The organism is Pseudomonas sp. H1_A03 (assembly GCF_054685145.1).
This window is the reverse complement of the sequence record NZ_CP162829.1, coordinates 3,530,621-3,552,347: the sequence shown is the minus strand read 5'-3', so window position 1 is coordinate 3,552,347 and position 21,727 is coordinate 3,530,621. Positions and strand designations below refer to the sequence as shown.

Below are 21,727 nucleotides of genomic sequence, written 5' to 3'. Positions count from 1 at the left end.
GGGCTGCGCAGCGGTCCCAAAAAGCCGGCTCCAGCTGCGCTGTCGAACGGGAGCAAGCTCCCTCGCCACAATGATCAGCTGGCGGTAGCGAGTAGCAAATCCTGCACCGACCGCCCCTTGCCGCGCCCACGGTCCAGCGCATACAACGACGCCGCGATCTCATCCGCCCGAATCGGCAGCACCGACAGCAAGGTGTCGCTCAATCCATGGCTGGCCTGGCTGAAACCTTGGATGTAGATCCCGGCGTTGCAACGCTCGTCGGTGACGATGCGGTAGTCGCGCGCCACGTCAAAGTCGCCCAGGTAGCCTTCCAGCGGCGCCAGCAAGGCGCGGTGAGTCTGGCGCTCGTAGCCGGTGGCGAGGATCACCGCATCGTAATGATTGACGCTGGTTTCGCCGCTGGCGTTATTGCGCAGCACCAGCTCGATGCCCAACGGACCAGGGGTGGCTTTCTCGACCACCGTCATGGTGCGGAACGCCTGGCGGGCGATGCCGGAGACTTTCTGGCGATAAAAGATGCCGTAGATACGCTCGATCAGGTCCAGGTCTACCACCGAATAATTGGTGTTCTGGTACTCGGCGACCAGGCGCTCACGCTCGGCGCCTTCCTGCTGGAACACCAGGTCGGTAAAGGCCGGCGAGAACACTTCGTTGACGAACGGGCTGTCATCGGCGGGCTTAAGCGCCGATCCGCGCAGGATCATGTCGACCTGCACCGACGGGAAGCTGTCGTTCAGGTCGATAAACGCTTCGGCTGCACTCTGGCCGCCGCCGATGATGGCGATGCGCATGGCCTTGCCCTCGACACACGGTTGCGTGGCCATGCGCTCCAGGTATTGAGAATGGTGGAACACCCGGCTGTCCCCTTTGAGCGCCTTGAACGCCTCCGGAATACGTGGTGTGCCGCCAGCGCTGACCACCACCGAACGGGTGGTGCGTACATGCTGCTCGCCCAGGGCATCGCGGGAAATCACGCGCAGCGCTTCAACCTGCTGCTGATGCAGGATCGGCTCGATGGCCAGCACTTCCTCGCCGTAGCGCGCCTGGGCCTGGAACTGCCCGGCGACCCAGCGCAGGTAGTCGTTGTACTCCATGCGGCACGGGTAAAAGGTGCCCAAGTTGATGAAGTCCACCAGGCGGTCGTGGGCTTTCAGGTAATTGACGAAGGAATACGGGCTGGTGGGGTTACGCAGAGTCACCAGGTCCTTGAGGAACGAGATCTGCAGTTCGCTCTGGGTCACCAGGGTATTGCCGTGCCAGCGGTAGTCGGCCTGTTTGTCGAGAAACAGCACGTCCAGTTTTCCCTGGGCCTTTTCGCGCTCCTGCAGGGCGATGGCCAGCGCCAGGTTCGAAGGGCCGAAACCGATACCGATCAGGTCGTGAACCGCGGGCGAAGCAATAGCCTGTGTCATTCCAGTGTCCTCTGGATAAGCCCCTTGGCGGTGGGGCGGGAATACCTTTCAAGACCTGCACAACAGGTCATCTGTTGATAGGAAACGAGGACAGTGAAATAAAATTTAACTAACAGGTGATCAGTGCGCTTCCCACTCTCGCATCCGCCCCCGGCAGTGCTTCATGGCGTTGACGATGTGTTTTTCCACCAGGGCGCGGGAAATGCACAGGCGCTCGGCGATTTGCAGGTGGGTCAGGCCGTCGAGCTTGCGCAGCAGAAAGCTGTCGCGGCAGGCAGGCGGCAGCTCGGCCAGGGCACGTTCGAGCAATTCCAGGCGCTGGCCGTGGTCGTGGTGGGTGTGGGGCGAGCAACTGGCGAAGCGCTCTTCGGCATCCAGCACATCCAGGGGTTCAACCTGGCGCAAGGCGTTGCGGCGATGACCGTCGATCACCAGGTTGAGCGCAGTGCGGTACAAAAAGGCGCGGGGTTGTTCGATGGGCGTGTCGCTGGAACGTTCCAGCACCCGGACATAAGCATCATGCACCACATCCTCGGCCACCTGACGGTTGCCCAGCTTGGCGTTGAGGAAACACACCAGCTCGCGATAGTAGTTTTCCAACATGACTCCCGACCGCCGGGTGGCGGCATTAGGCCCTTGGGTGCAAAAAAGACAGCGTTTAGGTGATGGCAGTTTGAGTGCGTGCAATTTATAGTAATTCTCATCTACTTTTAAAGCACACTTGCATCAACGGACGATTATTTTTCTTCAAGGGAGCTGTAACTGCTTATGTAACAGCCTAAATCCCCGCGCAATTCCCTCGTCTACTTGTCAGCTCCCCGCAACTGCGGTCCGAACTTTCCTGGCTGGAACCAAAGCATGAAACGCCCTCGACCTGCCCGACGCGCCTTGCTTGTTATCGCGTGCCTGATCCCCGTCATCGCCATCGCGGCCTGGCAAGTGCTGCCGCCGGGGCCCGACACCCTCACCACTGTGAGCGTCACCCGCGGCAATATCGAAAACAGCGTGACGGCCCTGGGCACCCTGCAACCCAGGCGTTATGTCGATGTAGGCGCACAGGCGTCCGGGCAGATCCGCAAGATCCACGTCGAGGCCGGCGATCAGGTCCAGGAAGGTCAGTTGCTGGTGGAGATCGACCCTTCCACGCAAAAAGCCAAACTCGACGCCAGCCGCTACGCCATCGAAAACCTCAAGGCTCAGTTGCAGGAGCAAAACGCCCAGCATGAGTTGGCACGCCAGAAGTACCAGCGCCAGCAGCGCCTGGCCGCCGGTAATGCGACCCGCGAAGAAGATGTACAAACCGCCAAAGCTGAATTGAGCGCCACAGCGGCCCGGGTCAGCATGTTCCAGGCGCAGATCCGGCAAGCCCAGGCCAGCCTGCGCAGCGATGAAGCGGAGCTGGGCTACACGCGCATCTATGCCCCGATGACCGGCACCGTAGTGGCGGTGGACGCGCGCGTCGGCCAGACCCTGAACGCCCAGCAGCAGACACCGCTGATCCTGCGCATCGCCAAACTGTCACCGATGACCGTCTGGGCGGAAGTCTCGGAAGCCGATATCGGCCACGTCAAACCGGGCATGACCGCCTATTTCACCACCCTGAGCGGCGGCAACCGGCGCTGGACCAGCACCGTGCGGCAGATCCTGCCGATCCCGCCCAAGCCCTTGAATGAAACCCAAGGCAGCGGTAGCCCCAACAGTTCCAGCAAAAGCGGCAGTGGCCGTGTGGTGCTGTACACCGTGCTGCTGGACGTGGACAACAGCGACAACGCGTTGATGGCGGAGATGACCACCCAGGTGTTTTTCGTCGCCAGCCAGGTCAAGGACGCCCTCACTGCACCGGTTGCCGCGCTGCGGGGCACGTCCAGTGCCGACCGCCAGATCGCCCGGGTCCTGACCAAAAGCGGCCGTATCGAAGAACGCCACGTGCACCTGGGCATCAGTGACCGCCTGCGCGTCCAGGTGCTCGACGGCCTGAACGAGGGCGATCAATTGGTGATCGGCCCGGCCGACGGCAACGGGGTTGAGTTGACCACGCCCCTGATCGAACTCAAGAACATCCGCAAATCCTACGGCGGCGGCGACAGCCCGCAGGTCGACGTGTTGCGCGGCATCGACCTGTCGATTCATGCCGGGGAGTTCGTTGCCATCGTCGGCGCCTCGGGCTCCGGCAAGTCCACGCTGATGAATATCCTCGGCTGCCTCGACCGCCCAAGCGTCGGTGACTACCTGTTCGCCGGGGAAAACGTCGCGCACCTGGACAGTGACGAACTGGCCTGGCTGCGCCGCGAAGCCTTTGGCTTCGTGTTCCAGGGCTACCACTTGATTCCCTCCGGCTCGGCCCAGGAAAACGTCGAGATGCCGGCGATCTATGCCGGCATCAGCGCCACCGAGCGCCATGCCCGCGCCAACGCGCTGCTCACGCGCCTGGGCCTGGCCGACCGCACCGGCAACCGTCCGCACCAGCTTTCCGGCGGCCAGCAGCAACGCGTGTCCATCGCTCGCGCGTTGATGAACGGTGGCCACATCATCCTGGCCGATGAACCCACCGGCGCCCTCGACAGCCACAGCGGCGCCGAGGTCATGACCCTGCTCGACGAACTGGCCAGCCAAGGCCACGTGGTGATCCTGATCACCCACGACCGCGAAGTGGCGGCGCGGGCCAACCGCATCATCGAGATTCGCGATGGCTTGATCATCAGTGACTCGGCCGATGGCAGCGAAATAGCTCCTGCATTAGCCAACGGCGCCCTGCAAGCCGTTGACCTGCGCCAACGCCTGGCCGACGGCGCCGAGCACAATGGCGCATGGAAAGCCGAATTGGTGGATGCCGTGCAAGCTGCCTGGCGGGTGATGTGGATCAACCGCTTCCGCACCGCGTTGACCCTGCTGGGCATCATTATCGGCGTGGCATCGGTGGTGGTGATGCTGGCGGTGGGCGAAGGCAGCAAGCGCCAGGTCATGGCGCAGATGGGCGCGTTCGGCTCCAACATCATCTACCTCAGTGGATCGTCGCCCAACCCGCGTACGCCGCCGGGGATCGTGACGCTCAATGACGTCCACGCACTGGCCGCCCTGCCTCAGGTGCAGCGCATCATGCCGGTCAACGGCAGCGAAGCCGGGGTGCGTTTTGGCAATGTCGACTACATGGCCTATGTGGGCGGCAATGACACCAACTTCCCGGAGATCTTCAATTGGCCGGTGGTCGAGGGCAATTATTTTACCGCCGAGGACGAGCGCGCCGCCGCCACGGTGGCGGTGATCGGGCATCGTGTGCGCGAGAAGCTGTTCAAGGGCGAGGTCGACCCCATCGGCCAGTACATCCTGATTGAGAACGTGCCGTTCCAGGTGATCGGGGTGCTGGCGGAAAAAGGCGCCAGCTCCGGCAACAAGGACAGCGACGACCGCATTGCCATTCCTTATACCGCCGCCAGCGTGCGCCTGTTCGGCAGCTATAACCCCGAATACGTGGTGATCGCGGCGGCTGATGCGCGCAAGGTCCACGAGGCCGAGCTGGCCATCGACCAGTTGATGCAAACGCTGCACAACGGCAAGCGCGATTACGAGCTGACCAACAACGCGGCGATGATCCAGGCCGAAGCCCACACGCAGAACACGCTGTCGTTGATGCTCGGTTCGATTGCCGCGATTTCCCTGTTGGTGGGCGGTATCGGCGTGATGAACATCATGTTGATGACCGTGCGCGAACGTACCCGCGAAATCGGTATCCGCATGGCCACCGGCGCACGCCAGCGCGACATCCTGCGCCAGTTCCTTACCGAAGCGGTGATGCTCTCGGTGGTCGGCGGCCTGTGCGGCATCGCCCTGGCCCTGCTGGTGGGTGGCGTGCTGGTACTGGCCGAGGTGGCGGTGCAGTTTTCCCTGGTGGCGGTGTGTGGCGCATTTGGTTGCGCGCTGGTCACCGGCGTCGTATTCGGCTTTATGCCGGCCCGTAAAGCTGCCCGGCTCGATCCGGTTAAGGCGTTGACCAGTGAATAAACGATCCATCTACTTGCCCGGTTTGTGTGTGTTGCTCAGCGCCTGCGCCGGCAACCCACCGGCCATCGACACGGCTATTGCGCCGCCTGCCGCCTGGCAATACGCCGAGCGCGACGCCGCCCAGGCCACCAACCAGCAATGGTGGACACACTTCGCCAGCCCGCAGTTGAACCGTCTTATCGAGCAGGCCCGCCGTGACAGTTTCGACGTTGCCGCCGCCACGGCCCGTGTGCGCCAGGCGCAGGCCAGTGCTGTGATAGCCGGTGCGCCATTGTTGCCCGAGGTGAAGTTCAACCTCGCGGCCAGTCACCAGAAACTCATACGCGGCCCGGGTGGACCGGACCTGGATGCGTCCCAAAGCGACGACGCCGTCGACAACTTCGGCGCCAACCTCACCGCCAGCTACGAAGTGGACTTCTGGGGTGGCCGCGCCGCCGCCCGCGACAGCGCCCTGCACAGCCTGCGCGCCAGCGAGTTTGACCGGGCCACCGTGGAACTGACCCTGCTCAGCAGCGTGGCCGACCGCTACGCACAAACTCTCGCCGCCCACCAACGCCAGCAGATCGCCGAGCTGAACCTGGCCAATGCGCGCAACGTGCTCGACCTGGTACAGACGCGCTACGACGCCGGCTCCGCCACGGCCCTGGAACTGGCACAGCAAAAAAGCCTGGTGGCCAGCCAGCAACGCCAGTTGCCGCTGATCCAGCAACTGGCCGAAGAATCGCAGATCACCCTGGCCGCCCTGCTCGGCCAACCGGTGCAGGCGTTGGACCTGGGCGCCGAGCCCTTTCAGGCACTGACCTGGCCGACCATCGGCGCCGGCCTGCCCAGCCAACTGCTCAGCCGCCGGCCCGATATCGCCAAGGCCGAGGCGCAACTGGCGGCAGCACAGGCCGACGTCACCGTGGCCCGCGCGGCCATGCTGCCCGCCGTCACCCTTGGTGCAACCTTGGGCTCCGACGCCTACAAGGCCATGGATGTGCTGCGCAGCCCCTACTACACGCTGACCGCCGGCCTCGTCGGCCCGATCTTCAACAACGGCCGTTTAAGTGCTGAACGTGACAAGGCTCGCGCACGCCAGGATGAACTGCTGCAAACCTATCGCGGCGCGATCATCAATGGCTTTGCCGATGTGGAAAAAGCCCTCAGCGGCATCACCCGCCTCGACCAGCAACGCGAATGGCAAAGTGAAGAGCTGAAACAGGCCCAGACCGCGTTCCAGATCGCCGAAAGCCGCTACCAGGCAGGTGCCGAAGACCTGCTCACGGTGCTGGAAACCCAGCGCACGCTGTACGCGGCCCAAGACCAGAATGTGCAACTGCGGCTGTCACGCCTGCAGGCCAGCATCGCGCTGTACAAGGCACTGGGCGGTGGCTGGCAGGCACAGATCCGATAAACAAAACTCCGATCTCGTACATTAGCTGTCTTTTCACCCTACATTCTTCGACCTGAGGTCCTTGGTAAAAAAGCCGCTATTACACGGCCGCCCAGGACCTCTCGATGACTGTTGCAAACTACCTGACGTGCGCCTGTCTCTGGCTGACGGCAAGCCTTGCCTCTGCCCAACCACTGATCCCTCCCACCACCATCGACTGGCTGCTGGACTGCCCCCTGCCCACCGTTGAGCGCCTGGACCCCGAGGTGCTGCAACGCACCCAATGCGGCATTGTGAACGTACCGCGCAATTACGCCGCGCCCCGGCAAGGCAGCTTGCGTCTCTACCTGACTCGCGTCGGCGCCCGTGACCCGCTGAACCGTGAAGGCGTGGTGTTTGCCCAGGCTGGCGACGCCGCCGCCAACAACCAGGGCGGCACCTTTGTCATTCACTTGACCAGCCTCTGGGGCGCCTACGCCAACCCCGCCTATCGCACGCTGGTCGACCGTTACGACGTGATCGAACTCAGCCCCCGCGACCTCAGCAACGACAACGGCATCGAACAGGCCGCCCAGGACATGGAGTACGTCCGCAGGCAACTTGGCGACGCCCAACTGCTCTACCTGGGCAATGACAACGCCGCCCGCCTGGGTAGCCGTTACGCTGCGCTGTTTCCCGATCGCGTGGCGCGCATGGTGCTGGTCAACGCGCAACAGGCCGAAGAAGCGGCTTCGCCGGTCGAGCAACTGCGGCTGAAAGAACCCGTCAAGCACGCCGCCAGCAGTTGCATCAACCGCTGGGTCGCAGACTTCCTGGTCTTTGGCAAGCAGCCACCGCCGTCCACCCGTTGCCTTGACTCAGGTAACCGCGGAGCAGACACCCGTTTGCGACCTGTTGCCATCGAAAACGACACGTGGCGTTGACGCTGCATCCCGATCGCTATTAAGTGCTATTTATCCGCATTAATACGATAAATCGAACCCATGCTAAGTCGCCCGCTCCGACGCAAACGCCAGAAGCTGTCCGATGTGATTGTCGAGTCGGTCAAGCGCTCCATCGTCACCGACGCCTTGAAGCCCGGCGACCGTCTACCCACTGAACGTGAGCTGATGGAAAGCTTCCAGTGCTCCAAGGGCTCGGCCCGCGAAGCGCTCAAGGCCCTGGAAGTGGAAGGCCTGGTGAGCACACGCACCGGCCCCAGCGGTGGTGCTTACCTGAACCAGGCCGGCACTGAGCCCGCCAGCCGCGCGCTGCGCAACTACCTGCACTTCCAGCATTTGGATGGCGAGCAGGTGTACCAACTGCGCAAAGTCATCGAAGTGGAACTCGCGGTGTCGGTGCTCGGGCGCTTGAGCGAAGACGACTACCAGGCCCTGCAAGACAACGTGGATTTCTGCAGCGCCCCGGAAGACAGCGAGGCCGGCCAGCGCGAGCAACGCCTGGCGGAACTGGAGTTCCATAACCTGCTGGCCAAGGCCTGCCCCAATCCGTTGCTGAGTTTCATGGCGCAGTTTCTCAACGACCTGCTGCGCGACCTGGTGGTGTTGAAAAAGGCCTACAAGCCCAAGCGCAAGCAGTTCGACGCGGCCAACCTGGATTATCACAAACAGTTGCTGATCGCCTTTCGTGCCGGGGATGAACGCGCGGTGCGCGGTTTGATGCATGAGCACATGTGCGATGCGGAACACCATATGACGGCGCTGGAAGGTGAAGTCAGCCCGCATTTTCTGCTGGAGTTCGATCACAACCACTGAAAACACCGCGGTACCTACTGTGGAAACCCGATCAATGTGGGAGCTGGCTTGCCTGCGATGCAGGCACCTCGGTGTTCAGTTACACCGAGTCGATGCGATCGCAGGCAAGCCAGCTCCCACAGTTGACCGGGTTCCAACCCTCAGACCGTTTCACCCAATTCAATAACAGGCCTGCCCACAGGCCCTTGCTCCACCGTATCGCCCTTGCCACTCCTGCCAATAACTAAACCAGGGAGTCACCCCATGCAGCGTCGTACGTTGTTGAAAGCCAGTCTCACCGCAGCCGCCGCCCTCAGCCTCCCGCTGAGTATCCGGTCGGCATTCGCCGCCGAGCCCTTTACCTTTTACGGCCTCAAGTCCATGTCTGGCGCCTTTGCCAGCTATGGCAAATTTGCCGACATGGGTTCGCGCCTGGCGGTGGAACAGCACCCCGAACTGCTCGGCCGGCCACTGAACTACAAAGTCATCGACACCGAAGGCAACGCCGGCAAGGCCGTGCGCAAGGTGCAGGAAGCCATCCAGCAGGACGGCGCGCGGTTCTTCCAGGGCTGCACCTTGTCATCGTCAGCCTTGGCGGTGGCCAAGGAAGTCGACAAAGTCGGCGGTGTGTTCATGACCCCGGTCGGCGCCGACGAAGTCACCGGCAAGGATTGCAACCTCGCGACCTTCCGCTGGTCGGTGCCCACCTACGGTGCGATCCGCGAAACCATGGTGCCGCTGATCAAACTGCTGCCGGACGCCAAGCGCTGGTACACCATCACCCCGCAATACGTGTTCGGCGAAGCGCTGCTTGAAGGCGCAAAAACAGTGCTCAAGGAAAACGGCCTGGAACACATCGGCAACAGCTACCACTCACTGCAAGAACAAGAATTCTCCGGCTACCTGACCAACGCCATCGCCGCCAAGCCCGATGTACTGGTGCTGCTCAACTTCGGCAGCCAGTCGTCCAACACCCTGCGCCAGGCGGTGAACTTCGGCATCAAGGAGCGCATGAAAGTGCTGCTGGTATGGTCCGCCGGCCTCGACCAATTCCAGGAGTTGGGCAGCGATGTGCTTGAAGGCGTGTACCTCGGCGCGCAGTACTGGCACCAGGTCGACACCCCGCTCAACCGCGAACTGGTTAAGCTGACCCAGGCCAAGTACGGCATCAACCCCACCTACCCGCTGGCCGCTGACTACATCAGCACCAAGGTCATGCTCGAAACCATCATTAGCACCGGCAGCTTCGACGGTAAAACCGTGGCCAAAGCCATGCAGGGCTTGAGTTTTGAAGGCCCGACCGGCAAGGAATCGATCCGCGCTGGCGACCACCAAGTGATCAAGGATTACTACCTGCTGATCGGCAAGGCCACCAGCGACATGGCCGACAAGGACGACCTGGCCAAGGTGCTCAGCGCCGGCCAGTCGTTCCCGCCGGTAGAAGCCACGGGCTGCACGCTCGGCTGATCCCCTGAATTTGGTAGCGCAGGGCCGTGCGAGCGGCCTCCTGCAGAGGGTTCCTGCATGCTTAATCTTTACCTGTTCCAGATACTCAACGGCCTTGGATTGGGGATGATCTACTTCCTGATCGCGGTCGGGCTGACGATCATTTTCGGCCTGCTCAACTTCGTCAACTTCGCCCACGGCGCGTTCTTCTTGCTGGGCGCCTACATCTGCTACACCGCCGTGAGCCTCACCGGCAATTTCTGGCTGGCGCTGTTGATCGCCCCGCTGGTGGTGGCCGCGTTGGCCTGGGCCATCGAGCGATTATTGATCCAGCGGATTTACCACTTGCCGCACATGTTCCAGATCCTGGTGACCTTGGGCATCGCGCTGATCATCCAGGAAGCCAGCGTGATGATCTGGGGGCCGGTGGGCAAGAGCGTCGCCGTGCCTGAGCTGCTGCGCGGCGTGCTGGTGGTGGGTGACTTCGTCTACCCCTATTACCGCCTATTCCTCATCGTGTTTTCCGGGCTGGTCGGCCTGGGCCTGTGGCTGCTGTTGGAACGCACGCGCTTCGGCGCCCTGGTACGGGCAGGCAGTGAGAGCACCGAAACCGTCTCGTTGCTGGGCACCAATATCTTCCGCCTGTTCTCCATGACCTTCGCCCTTGGCGTTGCCCTGGCCGGCATGGCCGGTGTGCTGTTCGCGCCGTTGCGCGGCGCCCAGCCCTTCGTCGGCCCGGAAATTCTCGGGGTGGCGTTTGTGGTCGTGGTGATCGGCGGCATGGGTTCGTTCAGCGGTGCGCTGGTCGGCGGTTTGCTGGTGGGCGTGGTGCAAAGCCTGATGACCACACTTTGGCCCCAGGGCGCGAGCCTGATGATCTACGGCGCAATGGCCGTGGTGATTCTGGTACGTCCTTACGGCCTGTTTGGGAGAGCCTGACATGAGCGAGAAAAACCCCCTGCCGTTTGCCAAGACGCAATCGCGCGCGATGTTGCTGTGGGTATTGGCAGTGCTGATTGGCCTGCCCTTGATACTGCCCTCGGCGACCCTGGCCACCGAGATCCTGATCTTTGCCATGGCCGCCCTCGCCTGCAACTTGCTGCTGGGTTACACCGGGCTACTGTCCTTCGGCCAAGGCATCTTCTTTGGTGCCGGCGCGTATTGTGCGGCGTTGCTGATGATCCACCTGCAAATGGGTTTGTTCACGGCGCTGCTCGGCGCCGCCGTTGCCGGTGGGTTCCTGGCCTTGTTGGTGGGCGCCCTGGCGATCCGCCGTACCGGCATCTACTTCGTGATGCTGACCCTGGCGTTCAGCCAAATGGCTTACTTCGTCGCCTATACCCTCAGTGACTGGACCGGCGGCGACAACGGCCTGCTCAGCGTGCCACGCCCGGAAATCCGCCTCGGTGACACCGTGTTGCTGTCGCTGGCCGACGCCCGCGCCTTCTACGGCTTTGTCGCGGTGCTGTTCCTGCTGATCTTTATCGGCGCACGCCGGGTGATCGCTTCACCGTTCGGCAGCACGCTGATGGCGATCCGCGAAAACGAAACCCGTGCCTCGGCCATCGGCTACGACACGCGGCATTTCAAGATCCTGGTGTTTGTGTTGTCTGGCGCGGTCACCGGGATTGCCGGCGCGCTGTACGCCATGCTGCTGCACTTTGTGCCCCTGTCGAATATCGACCTGATGATGTCCGAGAACATCCTGATCATGACCATCGTCGGCGGCACGGGCTCGTTGTTCGGCTCGTTGCTGGGCGCCGGTTCCATCGTGCTGCTGGGGGATTTCCTCTCCGACCTGTGGCCGCGCTGGCTGATGCTGCTGGGGGTGATTTTGATCCTGGTGGTGATCTTCATGCGCGGTGGTTTGTGGGGCGGCCTGGTGTCGCTGTTTGAACGGGTGCGAGGCAGTCGCAAGGCCGCCGCTGTCGCCAAGGAGGAAGTGCTATGAGCATCCTGCTGGAAACCAAAGACTTGGAACTGGCCTACGGTGCCTTCCATGCGGTGAATGGCGTAAACCTCAAGGTCGAAGCCGGCACCATCCACACCATCATTGGCCCCAACGGCGCGGGCAAGACCAGCCTGTTCCACTGCCTCACCGGTGAGCGCCAGGCCACCGCCGGGGCGATTCATTTCGACGGCAGGAACCTGATGCGCAAACCGGCCCATGCCCGTGTCGGCCTGGGCATGGCGCGCTCGTTCCAGCTTACCAGCCTGTTCCAGAACCTCAGCGTGCGCGAAAACCTGCGCCTGGCCGCCCAAGGCCGCGATGGTGTGCGCGCCCTGAATTTCTGGCGCCGCGTGGACAGCAAGCGCGAACACCTGGAGATGGCCGACCACGTGCTGGAACGCCTGCAACTCACCGCCCGCGCCGACACCCTGGCCGGCGAGTTGTCCCACGGCCAGCAACGCGTGCTGGAGGTGGGCATGTCGATCTGCTCCAAACCCAAACTGTTGATGCTCGACGAGCCCACCTCGGGCATGGGCATCGACGACATCCCGATCATGACCCAACTGATCAGCGACCTCGGCCGCGACCACACGGTGCTGTTGATCGAACACAACATGAGCATTGTCATGTCCATCAGCCAACGCATCACGGTGATGAGCCACGGGCAGATCCTGGTGGAAGGCACGCCGGAATTCGTGCGGGCCGATGAACGTGTGCGCAGTGCGTACCTTGGGGAGGCTGCCTGATGCTGATCGTCGAGAATATCCATTCCTACTACGACAAGAGCCACGTGCTGGAAGGCGTGTCGCTGACCGTAAACCCTGGCGAGCTGGTGACGCTGCTGGGCCGCAACGGCGCCGGCAAGACCACGACGCTGCGCAGCATCCTCGGGATTATTTGCCCACGCCAGGGCCAGATCCATTTCAACGGCCAGGCACTGGTGGGCCAGAAGATCTTTGAAATTGCTCGCCAGGGCCTGGCGCTGGTACCGGAGAACCGCGGAATTTTCCGCCTGCTGACCGTCGAAGAAAACCTGCGCATCGCCGCACGCAAGACCAGCCGCTGGCAGCTCGAAGACGTCTACGGCATGTTCCCGCGCCTCAAGGAACGTCGCAAAAACGCCGGCCATGCGCTTTCTGGCGGCGAGCAACAAATGCTCGCCATCGCCCGTGCGCTGCTCAACGATCCAAAGTTGCTAATCCTTGATGAGCCCACCGAAGGCCTGGCCCCGGTGATCGTCGACGAGTTGGTGAAGATCCTGCGCAAGGTCAAGGACGACGGCCTGCCGGTGTTGCTGGTGGAACAGAACCTGATGGTCTGCGACAAGCTCGCCGACCGCCATTACGTGCTCGAACAAGGCCGCGTGGTCTACGAGGGCAGCGCCGCCGCCTTTCGCGCCGACCCGACCATCAAAAACCGCTATTTGGCCCTGAGTGCCTGACCGGAGACTGCTGATGAATAGTTTTGCGCAACCGCTCAAGAGCAACGCCCCGCTGATCAACCGCGACCGCCTGTGGCAATCCTTGATGGACCTGGCCCAGCTTGGCGCCACGGCCAAAGGCGGCGTGTGCCGCCTGGCCCTCACCGATCTGGACCGCCAGGCCCGCGACCTGTTTGTGCAATGGTGTGAGGCGGCCGGGTGCAGCGTCAGTGTCGACGCCATCGGCAATATTTTCGCGCGCCGCGCCGGGCGCAATCCTGCCCTGCCCCCGGTGATGACCGGCAGCCATATCGACACCCAGCCCACCGGCGGCAAGTTCGACGGTTGCTACGGGGTGATGGCCGGGCTGGAAGTGATCCGCACCCTCAATGATTTGAACATCGAAACCGAAGCGCCGATTGAAGTGGTGGTATGGACCAACGAAGAAGGCTCGCGCTTCCCGCCGTGCATGATGGGTTCGGGGGTGTTTGCCGGTAAATTCGATTTACAGAACACCCTCGACAAGCTCGACGACCAAGGCCTGTCAGTGGGCGCCGAGTTGCAGCGCATCGGCTATGCCGGTGCCCGGGCGGTGCTGGGCCATCCGGTAGGCGCGTATTTCGAAGCCCATATCGAACAAGGTCCGGTGCTGGAAGACCAGGCCACCACGATTGGCGTGGTCATGGGTTGCCTGGGCCAGAAGTGGTTCGACCTGACCTTAACCGGCGTCGAAGCCCACGCCGGCCCGACGCCGATGCACCTGCGCAAGGACGCCCTGGTTGGCGCCGCCGAGGTGGTCAGCGCGGTCAACCGTATCGCCCATCAACAACAACCCCACGCCTGTGGCACGGTCGGTTGCCTGAGCCTGCACCCCGGTTCACGCAACGTGATTCCTGGCCAAGTGCACATGACCATCGACCTGCGCCACCTGCATGCGGACACGCTGCAAGCCATGGTCGATGAAGTGCGCGGCGTGATCGAAGCCACCGCCAAAACACACGGCCTCACCTTTGAGCTGACGCCGACGGCCGACTTCCCGCCGCTGGACTTCAACCCGGCCTGCGTCAACGCGGTGCGCGACGCGGCGGGTGTGTTGGGCTTGAGCCATATGGATATCGTCAGCGGCGCCGGGCACGACGCGATTTTCGTGGCCGAACTGGGCCCCGCCGGGATGATCTTTGTGCCGTGCGAGGGCGGCATCAGCCATAACGAAATCGAAAACGCCGCGCCGGATGACCTGGCGGCGGGCTGCGCGGTATTGCTGCGGGCCATGGTCAATGCGGCTCAGGGGGATGTGGCATGAGTGAGATCGGCGAACTGACGGCGGTGCAACTGCTGCAGCATTTTCGCGACAAGAGCCTGTCGCCGGTGGAAGTCACCGAGGATGCCTTGCTGCGTATCGAACGCTATAACCCAGTGGTAAACGCCTACTGCCACGTGGACCCCGAAGGCGCGCTGAACGCAGCGCGTGCTTCCGAACAACGCTGGCTCGACGGCCAACCCTGCGGCGCGTTGGACGGCGTGCCGGCGTCGATCAAAGACCTCACGCTGACGATCGGCATGCCCACCCGCAAGGGCTCGCGCACCACATCCGCCGAGGGCCCATGGGACATCGACGCGCCCTTCACCGCCTTTATGCGCAAGGCCGGCGCGGTGCTGCTGGGCAAGACCACCACCCCGGAATTCGGCTGGAAAGGCGTCACCGACAACCCGCTCTACGGCGTCACCCGCAACCCCTGGGACACACGCACCACGGCCGGCGGTTCGTCCGGCGGCGCAGGGGCAGCGGCCGCATTGAACCTCGGTGTGTTGCACCAGGGCAGCGATGCGGGCGGTTCGATCCGGATTCCCTGTGCATTCACGGGCACCTTCGGGATCAAGCCCACCTTCGGTTATGTGCCGCAATGGCCGGCCAGCTCCATGACCATCCTCTCGCACCTGGGGCCGATGACCCGCACGGTGGAAGACAGCGTGTTGATGCTGCAGACCATCGCCCAGCCGGATGCGCGCGATGGCTTGGTCGGTGCGCCACGCACCACGCCATGGCTCATGCCGGGTACGGATCTGAAAGGTTTGCGGGTCGCCTATAGCCCGAACTTCGGTTACGTTGACGTCGACCCGCACGTGGCCAAGGTCGTCGCTCAAGCGGTGGCAGGGCTGGTGCAACTGGGCGCCCATGTCGAGCAAATCGACCCCGGCTTCAGTGACCCGCTGGAAGTCTTCAGCACCCTGTGGGCCGCCGGCGCCGCACGCCTGACCGGGAGCATGAGCGAGGCGCAAAAGCAGCTGCTCGATCCTGGTTTGCTGCGCATCGCACAACGCGGCGAACGCTTGAGCCTGGATGACTTCAACGCGGCCCTCGAAGCGCGCGCAGCCCTGGTGGCGCGCATGGCCGCATTCCATGAGCATTACGACGTGCTGGTGTCGCCGATGATGCCGATCACCGCGTTCGACGCCGGGCACGACGTGCCACCGGGTTCGGGTTTGCAGGAATGGACGCAGTGGACGCCGTTCACCTACCCCTTCAACCTGACGCAGCAACCGGCAGCTTCGGTGCCGTGCGGGTTGGCGGCGAATGGTTTGCCAGTGGGGTTGCACGTGGTGGGCGCGCGGTTTGCGGATGAAAAGGTTTTGCGGGTGTGCCAGGTGTACGCCAAAGCATTCCCTACCCCGCACTTGCAGGCACCAAAAAACCCAGTCTGAAATGCAATCTACTGTGGGAGCTGATTTGCCTGCGATAGCCGTGCATCAGTGACAACTGGATTGACTGAATCACCGCCATCGCAGCATAGGTATCTACACATCTTGGGGGCCCCCTCTGCGTAGCAGCTGTCGAGCCCTGGCGAGGCTGCGTTTGCGGGCTGTCTGACACACCGCTGACGCAGCCTCGCCAGGGCTCGACAGCTGCTACGCAATTTCACGTTGAAGATGTGTAGATACTTATGGCTATCGCAGCGGTTCGACGACTCGACAAGCCTGCTCCCACAGGTTTGACCACATTCCACTACAATGCCCCCCATTCATCCCCGGGGGCTTCATGGACATCGAACTGGCACGCACTTTCCTCGAAATCACCCGCTGCGGCAGCCTGGCTGCGGCGGCCGAGAAACTGCACGTCACCCAAACCGCTATCACCGCGCGGGTCAAGAGCCTCGAAAGCCAATTGGGCAGCACGCTGTTCATCCGCAACCGCGCCGGCGCACGCCTGACCGCCGACGGCGAAGCCTTCGTGGTGTACGCCAACCAATTGCTGCAAACCTGGGAAGCCGCGCGCCGCGACCTGCCGCTGCCGGATGGCTATCGCAATGTGCTGCACATCGGCGGTGAGGTCAGCCTGTGCAACCCGTTGATGCTCGGCTGGGCCCAGGCGCTGCGCCAACATATTCCGGGCCATGCGCTGCGTACCGAAATCCGCGAAGGCGAATACCTGCTGCGCCAGCTGGAACTCGGCGTGCTCGACGCCGCGCTGGTGTTCCAGCCGCAATACTGGCCGGGGTTGCAGGTGGAGCAGGTGCTGGAAGAAAAACTGATCCTGGTGCAGTTGGTGAGCAATCCGGCCCCCTACGTGTATATCGACTGGGGCCCGGGCTTTCGCCAACAACACGATGCCGCCCTGCCCGACAAGGCCCGCGCCGCGCTGAGTTTCAACCTCGGCCCGCTGGCGTTGCAGTACATCCTGGAAAACGGCGGCGCCGGCTACTTCCGTACTCGCGTGGTGCAGAGCTACCTGGACAGTGGCGTGATGCAGCGCGTGCCCAAGGCGCCGGAGTTCAGCTTCCCCACTTACCTGGTGTATTCACGGGCGCGGGATTCGGCGGTGTTGCAACAGGCACTGGGGTTGTTGCGCGAAGTGGTCAAGGCTGAAAGTGACTGGTCGCAGCGCTGGGACCCCTTGATTTGAATCACCCTGACCCCGCGCGCATGCTAGCCTGCGGGTGTTTCCTTTTGCAGCCTTACCGATGAACAAGAAAAAGTCCGTCACCATCAGCGACATCGCCAAACGGGTCGGCATGACCACCATCACGGTGTCCCGCGCGCTGAGCAAACCCGACCTGGTCAAACCGGCCACCTTGGCGCGCATCCTCGAAGTAGCGCGGGAGCTGGACTACGTGCCCAACGCCTTCGCGCGCGGGCTCAAGCGCAGCGAAAGCCTGATCATCGGCGTGATCACCGCCTCAGTGGACAACCCGTTCTACAGCGAAATGATCAAGGCGATTTCCCGCGAGGCCAAGCAGCACGGCTACACCATCATGCTGGTAGACACCGACGAACTGGAAGAACTGGAAAGCAAAGCCGTGGACACCCTGTTGGGCTACCGCGTGGCGGGGATCATCCTGTCGCCGGTCTCGGACGAGCCGAGCTACCAGCCCGACTACCTTGAACGCCTGGGCAACGGCAAGACCCCGGTGGTGCTGCTTGATCGCACGATTCACGACAGCCCGTTCAGCCGTGTAGTGCTGGACAACTATCACAGCGGCATCCAGGCCGCGCACTACCTGCTGCGCCAGACACCCGCGCTCAAGCGCCTGCTGGTGCTGACGGGTCCCGAACACTCACGCATCACCGTCGAACGCCTCAAGGGCCTGCGTGAAGTACTGGCCGAACATCCCCAGGTGCAGGTCGAGGTGCAGGCAGGCGACTACACGCTGATGCCGTCGTACCTGCACACCCTCGACTACCTGGCCGAACACTCGGCGCCGGATGCGATCATGGGCTTCAACCAGTTGATCACCCTCGGTGCCCTGCGCGCGTTGCGCATGCACAACATCCCCCACGACAGCCTGACCATTTGCGGCATCGATCGCCTGCCCTTCGCTGATATCTTCGGCGTGCCCATCGCCTGCGTGGCCCACGACGCGTCCTTGGCCGGCAGCAGCGCGGTACGCCTGTTGCTCGACCGCCTCGAAGACCCGTTCAAACCACGGGACAAGGTGGTGATAGCCGGCCGGTTGGAAAACGGCTAGCGGCTGGTGTAGCCACCGTCGATGGGCAGGCTGACGCCGCTGATCATGCTGGCGGCGCGGCTCAGCAGGAACAGCACCGGCAGCGCAACTTCCACGGTTTCAGCGAAGCGTCCCAAGGGAATAGCCGCCAGCGCCGGATCGCGCTTGGCCGGCTCGGACCAGGCCATGGTCGCCATCGGTGTGAGCGTGACCGTAGGATTGACGCTGTTGACGCGAATCCCAAAACGGCCCCACTCGGCGCATTGCACGCGGGTGATCGCATCCAGCGCGGCCTTGGACGCGCAGTAGCCGAGGTGATCGTCCAGGGCCACCAGCGAGGCCTGGCTGGAGACGTTGACGATGCTACCGGCGATGTGTGCCTCGATCATTTTGGCGGCCACGCGGCTGGCGACTTGCGCGGCGGCGCGAGCGTTGACGTTCATCACTTGGTCGAACGCGTCGGCGCTGATCGCGGCGGCGGGTTCCAGGCGCGAGATGCCGGCGCAGTTGACCAGGCCGTGCAGCGGCGGCAGGTCTTGCAGGGCTTTGTCGAGGGCGGTGCTGTCGGCGATGTCCAGGCAGAGGGTGTGGCAGCCGAGTTGGGCCAGGGCTTGGGCGTCGCGGCCGAGGGCAAAGACGTCGGCGCCGCTGGCAATCAGCTGCAGCGCGATCTCGCGGCCGATGCCACTGCTGGCGCCGGTGACGAGGATGCGGTGGTGGGTGAAGTCAAAGGCTGCGTTCATGAATAGAGATCTCAAAAACAATGAAGATCCAATGTGGGAGCTGGCTTGCCTGCTCCCACATTTGGACTGTGTTGAATCAGCTCGTTTGCAGGTTATGCATGATCGGTTTCAGGGCGGGATACAGCTTCAAATACTCGGCAAACGCCCGGTCATAAACCCCGACGTTTTCAACCTTTGGCTCCGCCCGCAGCGCCAGCTGCACCCACCCTTTATCCATCTCCCCATCACTTACCAATCCCACCGTATGCGCCGCCAACAACGCCGCACCCAACGCAGCTTCTACCTCCTGAACGATGGTGTACACCGGGTACTGCGTGATATCCGCGATGATCTGCATCCACAAATCCGAATGGCTCGCGCCACCCACCACGATCAAACGCGGGTCCAGGGAATGCGCCCCGCGAGTGCCCGCTTCGATGTTATGCCGCAGGGCAAAACTCACCCCCTCCAGCACCGCGCGGTACAGGTGAATGCGGCTGTGATACAGGTTCAAGCCGACAAAACTGCCACTCGCGCGGTCATCCCACACCGGGCTGCGCTCGCCCATCAGGTACGGCAGGAACAACAGGCCCTCACTGCCCGCCGGAATGCTCATCGCGCTCTGTTCCAGCAGCGCCAGGCTGTCCTGGCTGGTGGCCTTGGCCTGTAGCTCTTCAGCCTGGCAGAACTGCTCGCGAAACCAGCTGACCGAGGCACCGGCCGTGATCGCACCGCCGAATATGTACAGGTCCCGGTGGCCGTTATAGACGTGGGGCATGCTCACCAAGCCGTGGTGTGCATCCACCTGTTGGTTCAGGTAACCCCAGCACATGCTGGTGCCGATCATCGCCACGTGATTGCCCGGCTGAGTCACGCCCGCTGCCAAGGTGGCCATGGCCGCATCGACGCCACCGGCCAGGATCGGCGTGCCGGCTTGCAGGCCCAGGCGCAATGCCCAGTCTTGCAACAAGCCACCGACCACTTCACCGGAATACACCAGGCGTTCAGGCATCATCGCCTGCGGTATGCCCAGTGCATCAAGCATCTCGCCGGACCAATCACGCGCTTTCACATCGTAGACACCACCGATGTTGCCGGCGCTGCTATGGTCCACCGCCAACTCACCCGTGAGGCACCAGTTGATATAGCTGTTGGGCGGCAGCAGGTAGCGGGTTTTCGCCCACACCTGAGGCTGGTGCTGCTTGAGCCAGAGCATCTTGGTGAAACCGTAGTAGCTGTCCACCGAGTTGCCGGTGACCTCGAACAAACGCTCCAGGTCCACCTGCTCGCGCACCCAGGCCACCTGCTCGCCGGCGCGGCGGTCCATCCAGATCAGGCACGGGTGCAGCGGTGTGATCTGTGCATCCACCGCAATTCCCGAACCGCCATACAGGCTGCTGATGCACAGCGCCTTGACCTGCTGCGCCGCCACGCCCGCCTTGCCCATGCACTGCGCGACACAGGCTTCGACGGCGTCCAGCCAGACCTGCGGCCATTGTTCGGCCCAGCGCACTTTCGGGGTATCTACGCGATACCCCTGGCTGTGCTGGGCGATGATCGTGCCTTGACCATCCACCAGCAGCGCCTTGGTGCTCTGGGTTCCTATGTCGACACCCATCACGTAGTTCATGCTCAGGCCACCGGCTTCAACAGCACCTTGATTGACTTGGTCGAGTTGGCCAGCTCAAACGCTTCGGCGTAGTCATCCAACGGGAAATCGTGGGTAACGATGCCCTTGGAAGTGACCAGGCCACGTTCGAACAGGTCGATGGCGATCGGGTAGCAGTAAGGCCCGAGGTGGGCACCGCGCACGTCCAGCTCCTTGCGGTCGCCGATGATCGACCAGTCGACCGTGGTTTCGGCGCCAAACACGCTGAACTCGACGAAGCGCCCGAGCTTGCGGATCAAGTCCAGGCCCTGGGTGACGCCGGCCGGTACGCCGGTGGTTTCGATGTACACGTCGCAACCGTAATTGTCGGTGAGGCCATTGATGATCTCGCGGGCGTTGTCGCGTGACGGGTTGATCACCACGTCGGCGCCGAATTTTTTCGCCAGTTCCAGACGCTCGTCGACCATGTCGATCACCACCAGTTTCTTCGGGGTTTTCAACGCGGCAACCTGGACCATGCACAAGCCAAGGGTGCCGGCACCGGCGATGACCACCACGTCGTCAAGCTGGACATCGCCACGGTTGACGGTGTGGATCGAGCAGGCCATTGGCTCCACCAGAGCCGAGTCTTCCAGCGACACCGATTCAGGGATCTTGTGCACGATGGCGGTCTTGGGAATGCGCATGTACTGGGCCATGCCGCCTTCGGCCACTTCACGCTGGAAGCCGAAGATGTTGTGCACTTCGCACATCCAATACTTGCCGGATTTGCAGAAGCGGCACTTGCCGCAGGGCACGATCTGTTCGGCAATCACCTTGTCGCCTACCGCGACGTCGAAGTGCTCCTCGCCGCCCTCGCCGACCTCCACCACATAGCCAAAAAACTCGTGGCCCGGCACCACCGGTGCCTTGACCCACGGGTTGTCGCCCCCCCAGAACATGGCCGCGCCCGAGTGGCACTTGCAGTCACTGGCGCAGATGCCACAGGCGGCGATGCGAATCACCAGTTCATTGGCGCGTGCCTGAGGTTTGCCGATGCGTTCCAGGCGGTAGTCTTTGGGGCCGTGGCAGACGACGGCTTGCATTTCGGTGTGCTTATCCATGGTGTCTGATCCCG

18 protein-coding genes and 1 pseudogene are annotated in these 21,727 nt (G+C 62.8%); 14 read left to right on the top strand and 5 right to left on the bottom strand.

All coding sequences use genetic code 11. The features are described 5' to 3' along the window. Positions 1-74: 74 nt before the first annotated feature. The gene (locus tag AB4O35_RS16445; RefSeq protein ID WP_065875994.1) at positions 75-1,412 is read right to left on the bottom strand and encodes a lysine N(6)-hydroxylase/L-ornithine N(5)-oxygenase family protein; all 1,338 of its coding nucleotides are present in this window, start codon (positions 1,410-1,412) and stop codon (positions 75-77) included. 120 nt (positions 1,413-1,532) lie between these two features. Beyond that, entirely contained in the window at positions 1,533-2,015 is a 483-nt protein-coding gene (locus AB4O35_RS16440) for a sigma-70 family RNA polymerase sigma factor (protein WP_065875993.1), read from the bottom strand. Between the two features lie 255 nt (positions 2,016-2,270). Between AB4O35_RS16440 and AB4O35_RS16435 the strand changes: the two are divergent. The 14 genes and pseudogenes from AB4O35_RS16435 to AB4O35_RS16370 form a co-directional block, all read left to right on the top strand. Further along, positions 2,271-3,434: pseudogene (locus AB4O35_RS16435) on the top strand (efflux RND transporter periplasmic adaptor subunit); the annotation flags it as partial. A 6-nt stretch (positions 3,435-3,440) separates the two neighbouring features. Further along, the gene (locus tag AB4O35_RS16430; protein WP_065880957.1) at positions 3,441-5,411 is read left to right on the top strand and encodes a MacB family efflux pump subunit; all 1,971 of its coding nucleotides are present in this window, start codon (positions 3,441-3,443) and stop codon (positions 5,409-5,411) included. Beyond that, a complete protein-coding gene (locus tag AB4O35_RS16425; RefSeq protein WP_065945921.1) occupies positions 5,404-6,807 on the top strand; it encodes an efflux transporter outer membrane subunit in 1,404 nt (467 codons plus the stop codon). Before AB4O35_RS16430 ends, AB4O35_RS16425 begins: the two co-directional genes overlap by 8 nt. Before the next feature lie 104 nt (positions 6,808-6,911). Then, a complete protein-coding gene (locus AB4O35_RS16420) occupies positions 6,912-7,709 on the top strand; it encodes an alpha/beta fold hydrolase (protein WP_065890715.1) in 798 nt (265 codons plus the stop codon). A 60-nt stretch (positions 7,710-7,769) separates the two neighbouring features. Next, a complete protein-coding gene (locus tag AB4O35_RS16415; RefSeq protein ID WP_065875988.1) occupies positions 7,770-8,540 on the top strand; it encodes a FadR/GntR family transcriptional regulator in 771 nt (256 codons plus the stop codon). 243 nt (positions 8,541-8,783) lie between these two features. Next, positions 8,784-9,986, top strand: coding sequence for an ABC transporter substrate-binding protein (locus AB4O35_RS16410; protein ID WP_049712560.1), 1,203 nt, complete (start codon positions 8,784-8,786; stop codon positions 9,984-9,986). Between the two features lie 57 nt (positions 9,987-10,043). After that, entirely contained in the window at positions 10,044-10,904 is an 861-nt protein-coding gene (locus AB4O35_RS16405; RefSeq protein ID WP_049712559.1) for a branched-chain amino acid ABC transporter permease, read from the top strand. Position 10,905: 1 nt separating this feature from the next. After that, positions 10,906-11,916, top strand: coding sequence for a branched-chain amino acid ABC transporter permease (locus AB4O35_RS16400; RefSeq protein WP_065945920.1), 1,011 nt, complete (start codon positions 10,906-10,908; stop codon positions 11,914-11,916). Beyond that, complete coding sequence (locus AB4O35_RS16395; protein WP_065880953.1) at positions 11,913-12,662, top strand: ABC transporter ATP-binding protein; 750 nt, start codon at positions 11,913-11,915, stop codon at positions 12,660-12,662. The genes AB4O35_RS16400 and AB4O35_RS16395 overlap by 4 nt, the downstream gene beginning before the upstream one ends. Then, the gene (locus AB4O35_RS16390; RefSeq protein WP_048719438.1) at positions 12,662-13,357 is read left to right on the top strand and encodes an ABC transporter ATP-binding protein; all 696 of its coding nucleotides are present in this window, start codon (positions 12,662-12,664) and stop codon (positions 13,355-13,357) included. Before AB4O35_RS16395 ends, AB4O35_RS16390 begins: the two co-directional genes overlap by 1 nt. 13 nt (positions 13,358-13,370) lie before the next feature. After that, positions 13,371-14,639, top strand: a complete 1,269-nt coding sequence (locus AB4O35_RS16385) for a Zn-dependent hydrolase (RefSeq protein ID WP_065945919.1) — start codon at positions 13,371-13,373, stop codon at positions 14,637-14,639. Then, positions 14,636-16,039 carry an amidase gene (locus tag AB4O35_RS16380; protein WP_065890712.1) on the top strand — a complete coding sequence of 468 codons (1,404 nt, stop codon included), beginning with the start codon at positions 14,636-14,638 and terminating at the stop codon, positions 16,037-16,039. Before AB4O35_RS16385 ends, AB4O35_RS16380 begins: the two co-directional genes overlap by 4 nt. Positions 16,040-16,373: 334 nt before the next feature. Continuing rightward, entirely contained in the window at positions 16,374-17,237 is an 864-nt protein-coding gene (locus AB4O35_RS16375) for a LysR family transcriptional regulator (protein ID WP_065875982.1), read from the top strand. Between the two features lie 58 nt (positions 17,238-17,295). Next, positions 17,296-18,300: a LacI family DNA-binding transcriptional regulator gene (locus AB4O35_RS16370; protein ID WP_065875981.1), complete on the top strand. Its 1,005-nt coding sequence runs from the start codon at positions 17,296-17,298 to the stop codon at positions 18,298-18,300. Here the strand turns inward: AB4O35_RS16370 and AB4O35_RS16365 are convergent. The 3 genes from AB4O35_RS16365 to AB4O35_RS16355 all read right to left on the bottom strand — a co-directional run bounded on the left by AB4O35_RS16365 (position 18,297) and on the right by AB4O35_RS16355 (position 21,713). Continuing rightward, positions 18,297-19,022, bottom strand: a complete 726-nt coding sequence (locus AB4O35_RS16365; protein WP_065880948.1) for an SDR family oxidoreductase — start codon at positions 19,020-19,022, stop codon at positions 18,297-18,299. The genes AB4O35_RS16370 and AB4O35_RS16365 overlap by 4 nt on opposite strands. Positions 19,023-19,098: 76 nt before the next feature. After that, on the bottom strand, positions 19,099-20,631 hold the full coding sequence (locus tag AB4O35_RS16360; RefSeq protein WP_065890710.1) for an FGGY-family carbohydrate kinase: 1,533 nt from the start codon (positions 20,629-20,631) through the stop codon (positions 19,099-19,101). A 2-nt stretch (positions 20,632-20,633) separates the two neighbouring features. Continuing rightward, positions 20,634-21,713: an alcohol dehydrogenase catalytic domain-containing protein gene (locus AB4O35_RS16355; protein ID WP_065875978.1), complete on the bottom strand. Its 1,080-nt coding sequence runs from the start codon at positions 21,711-21,713 to the stop codon at positions 20,634-20,636. Positions 21,714-21,727: the final 14 nt, after the last annotated feature.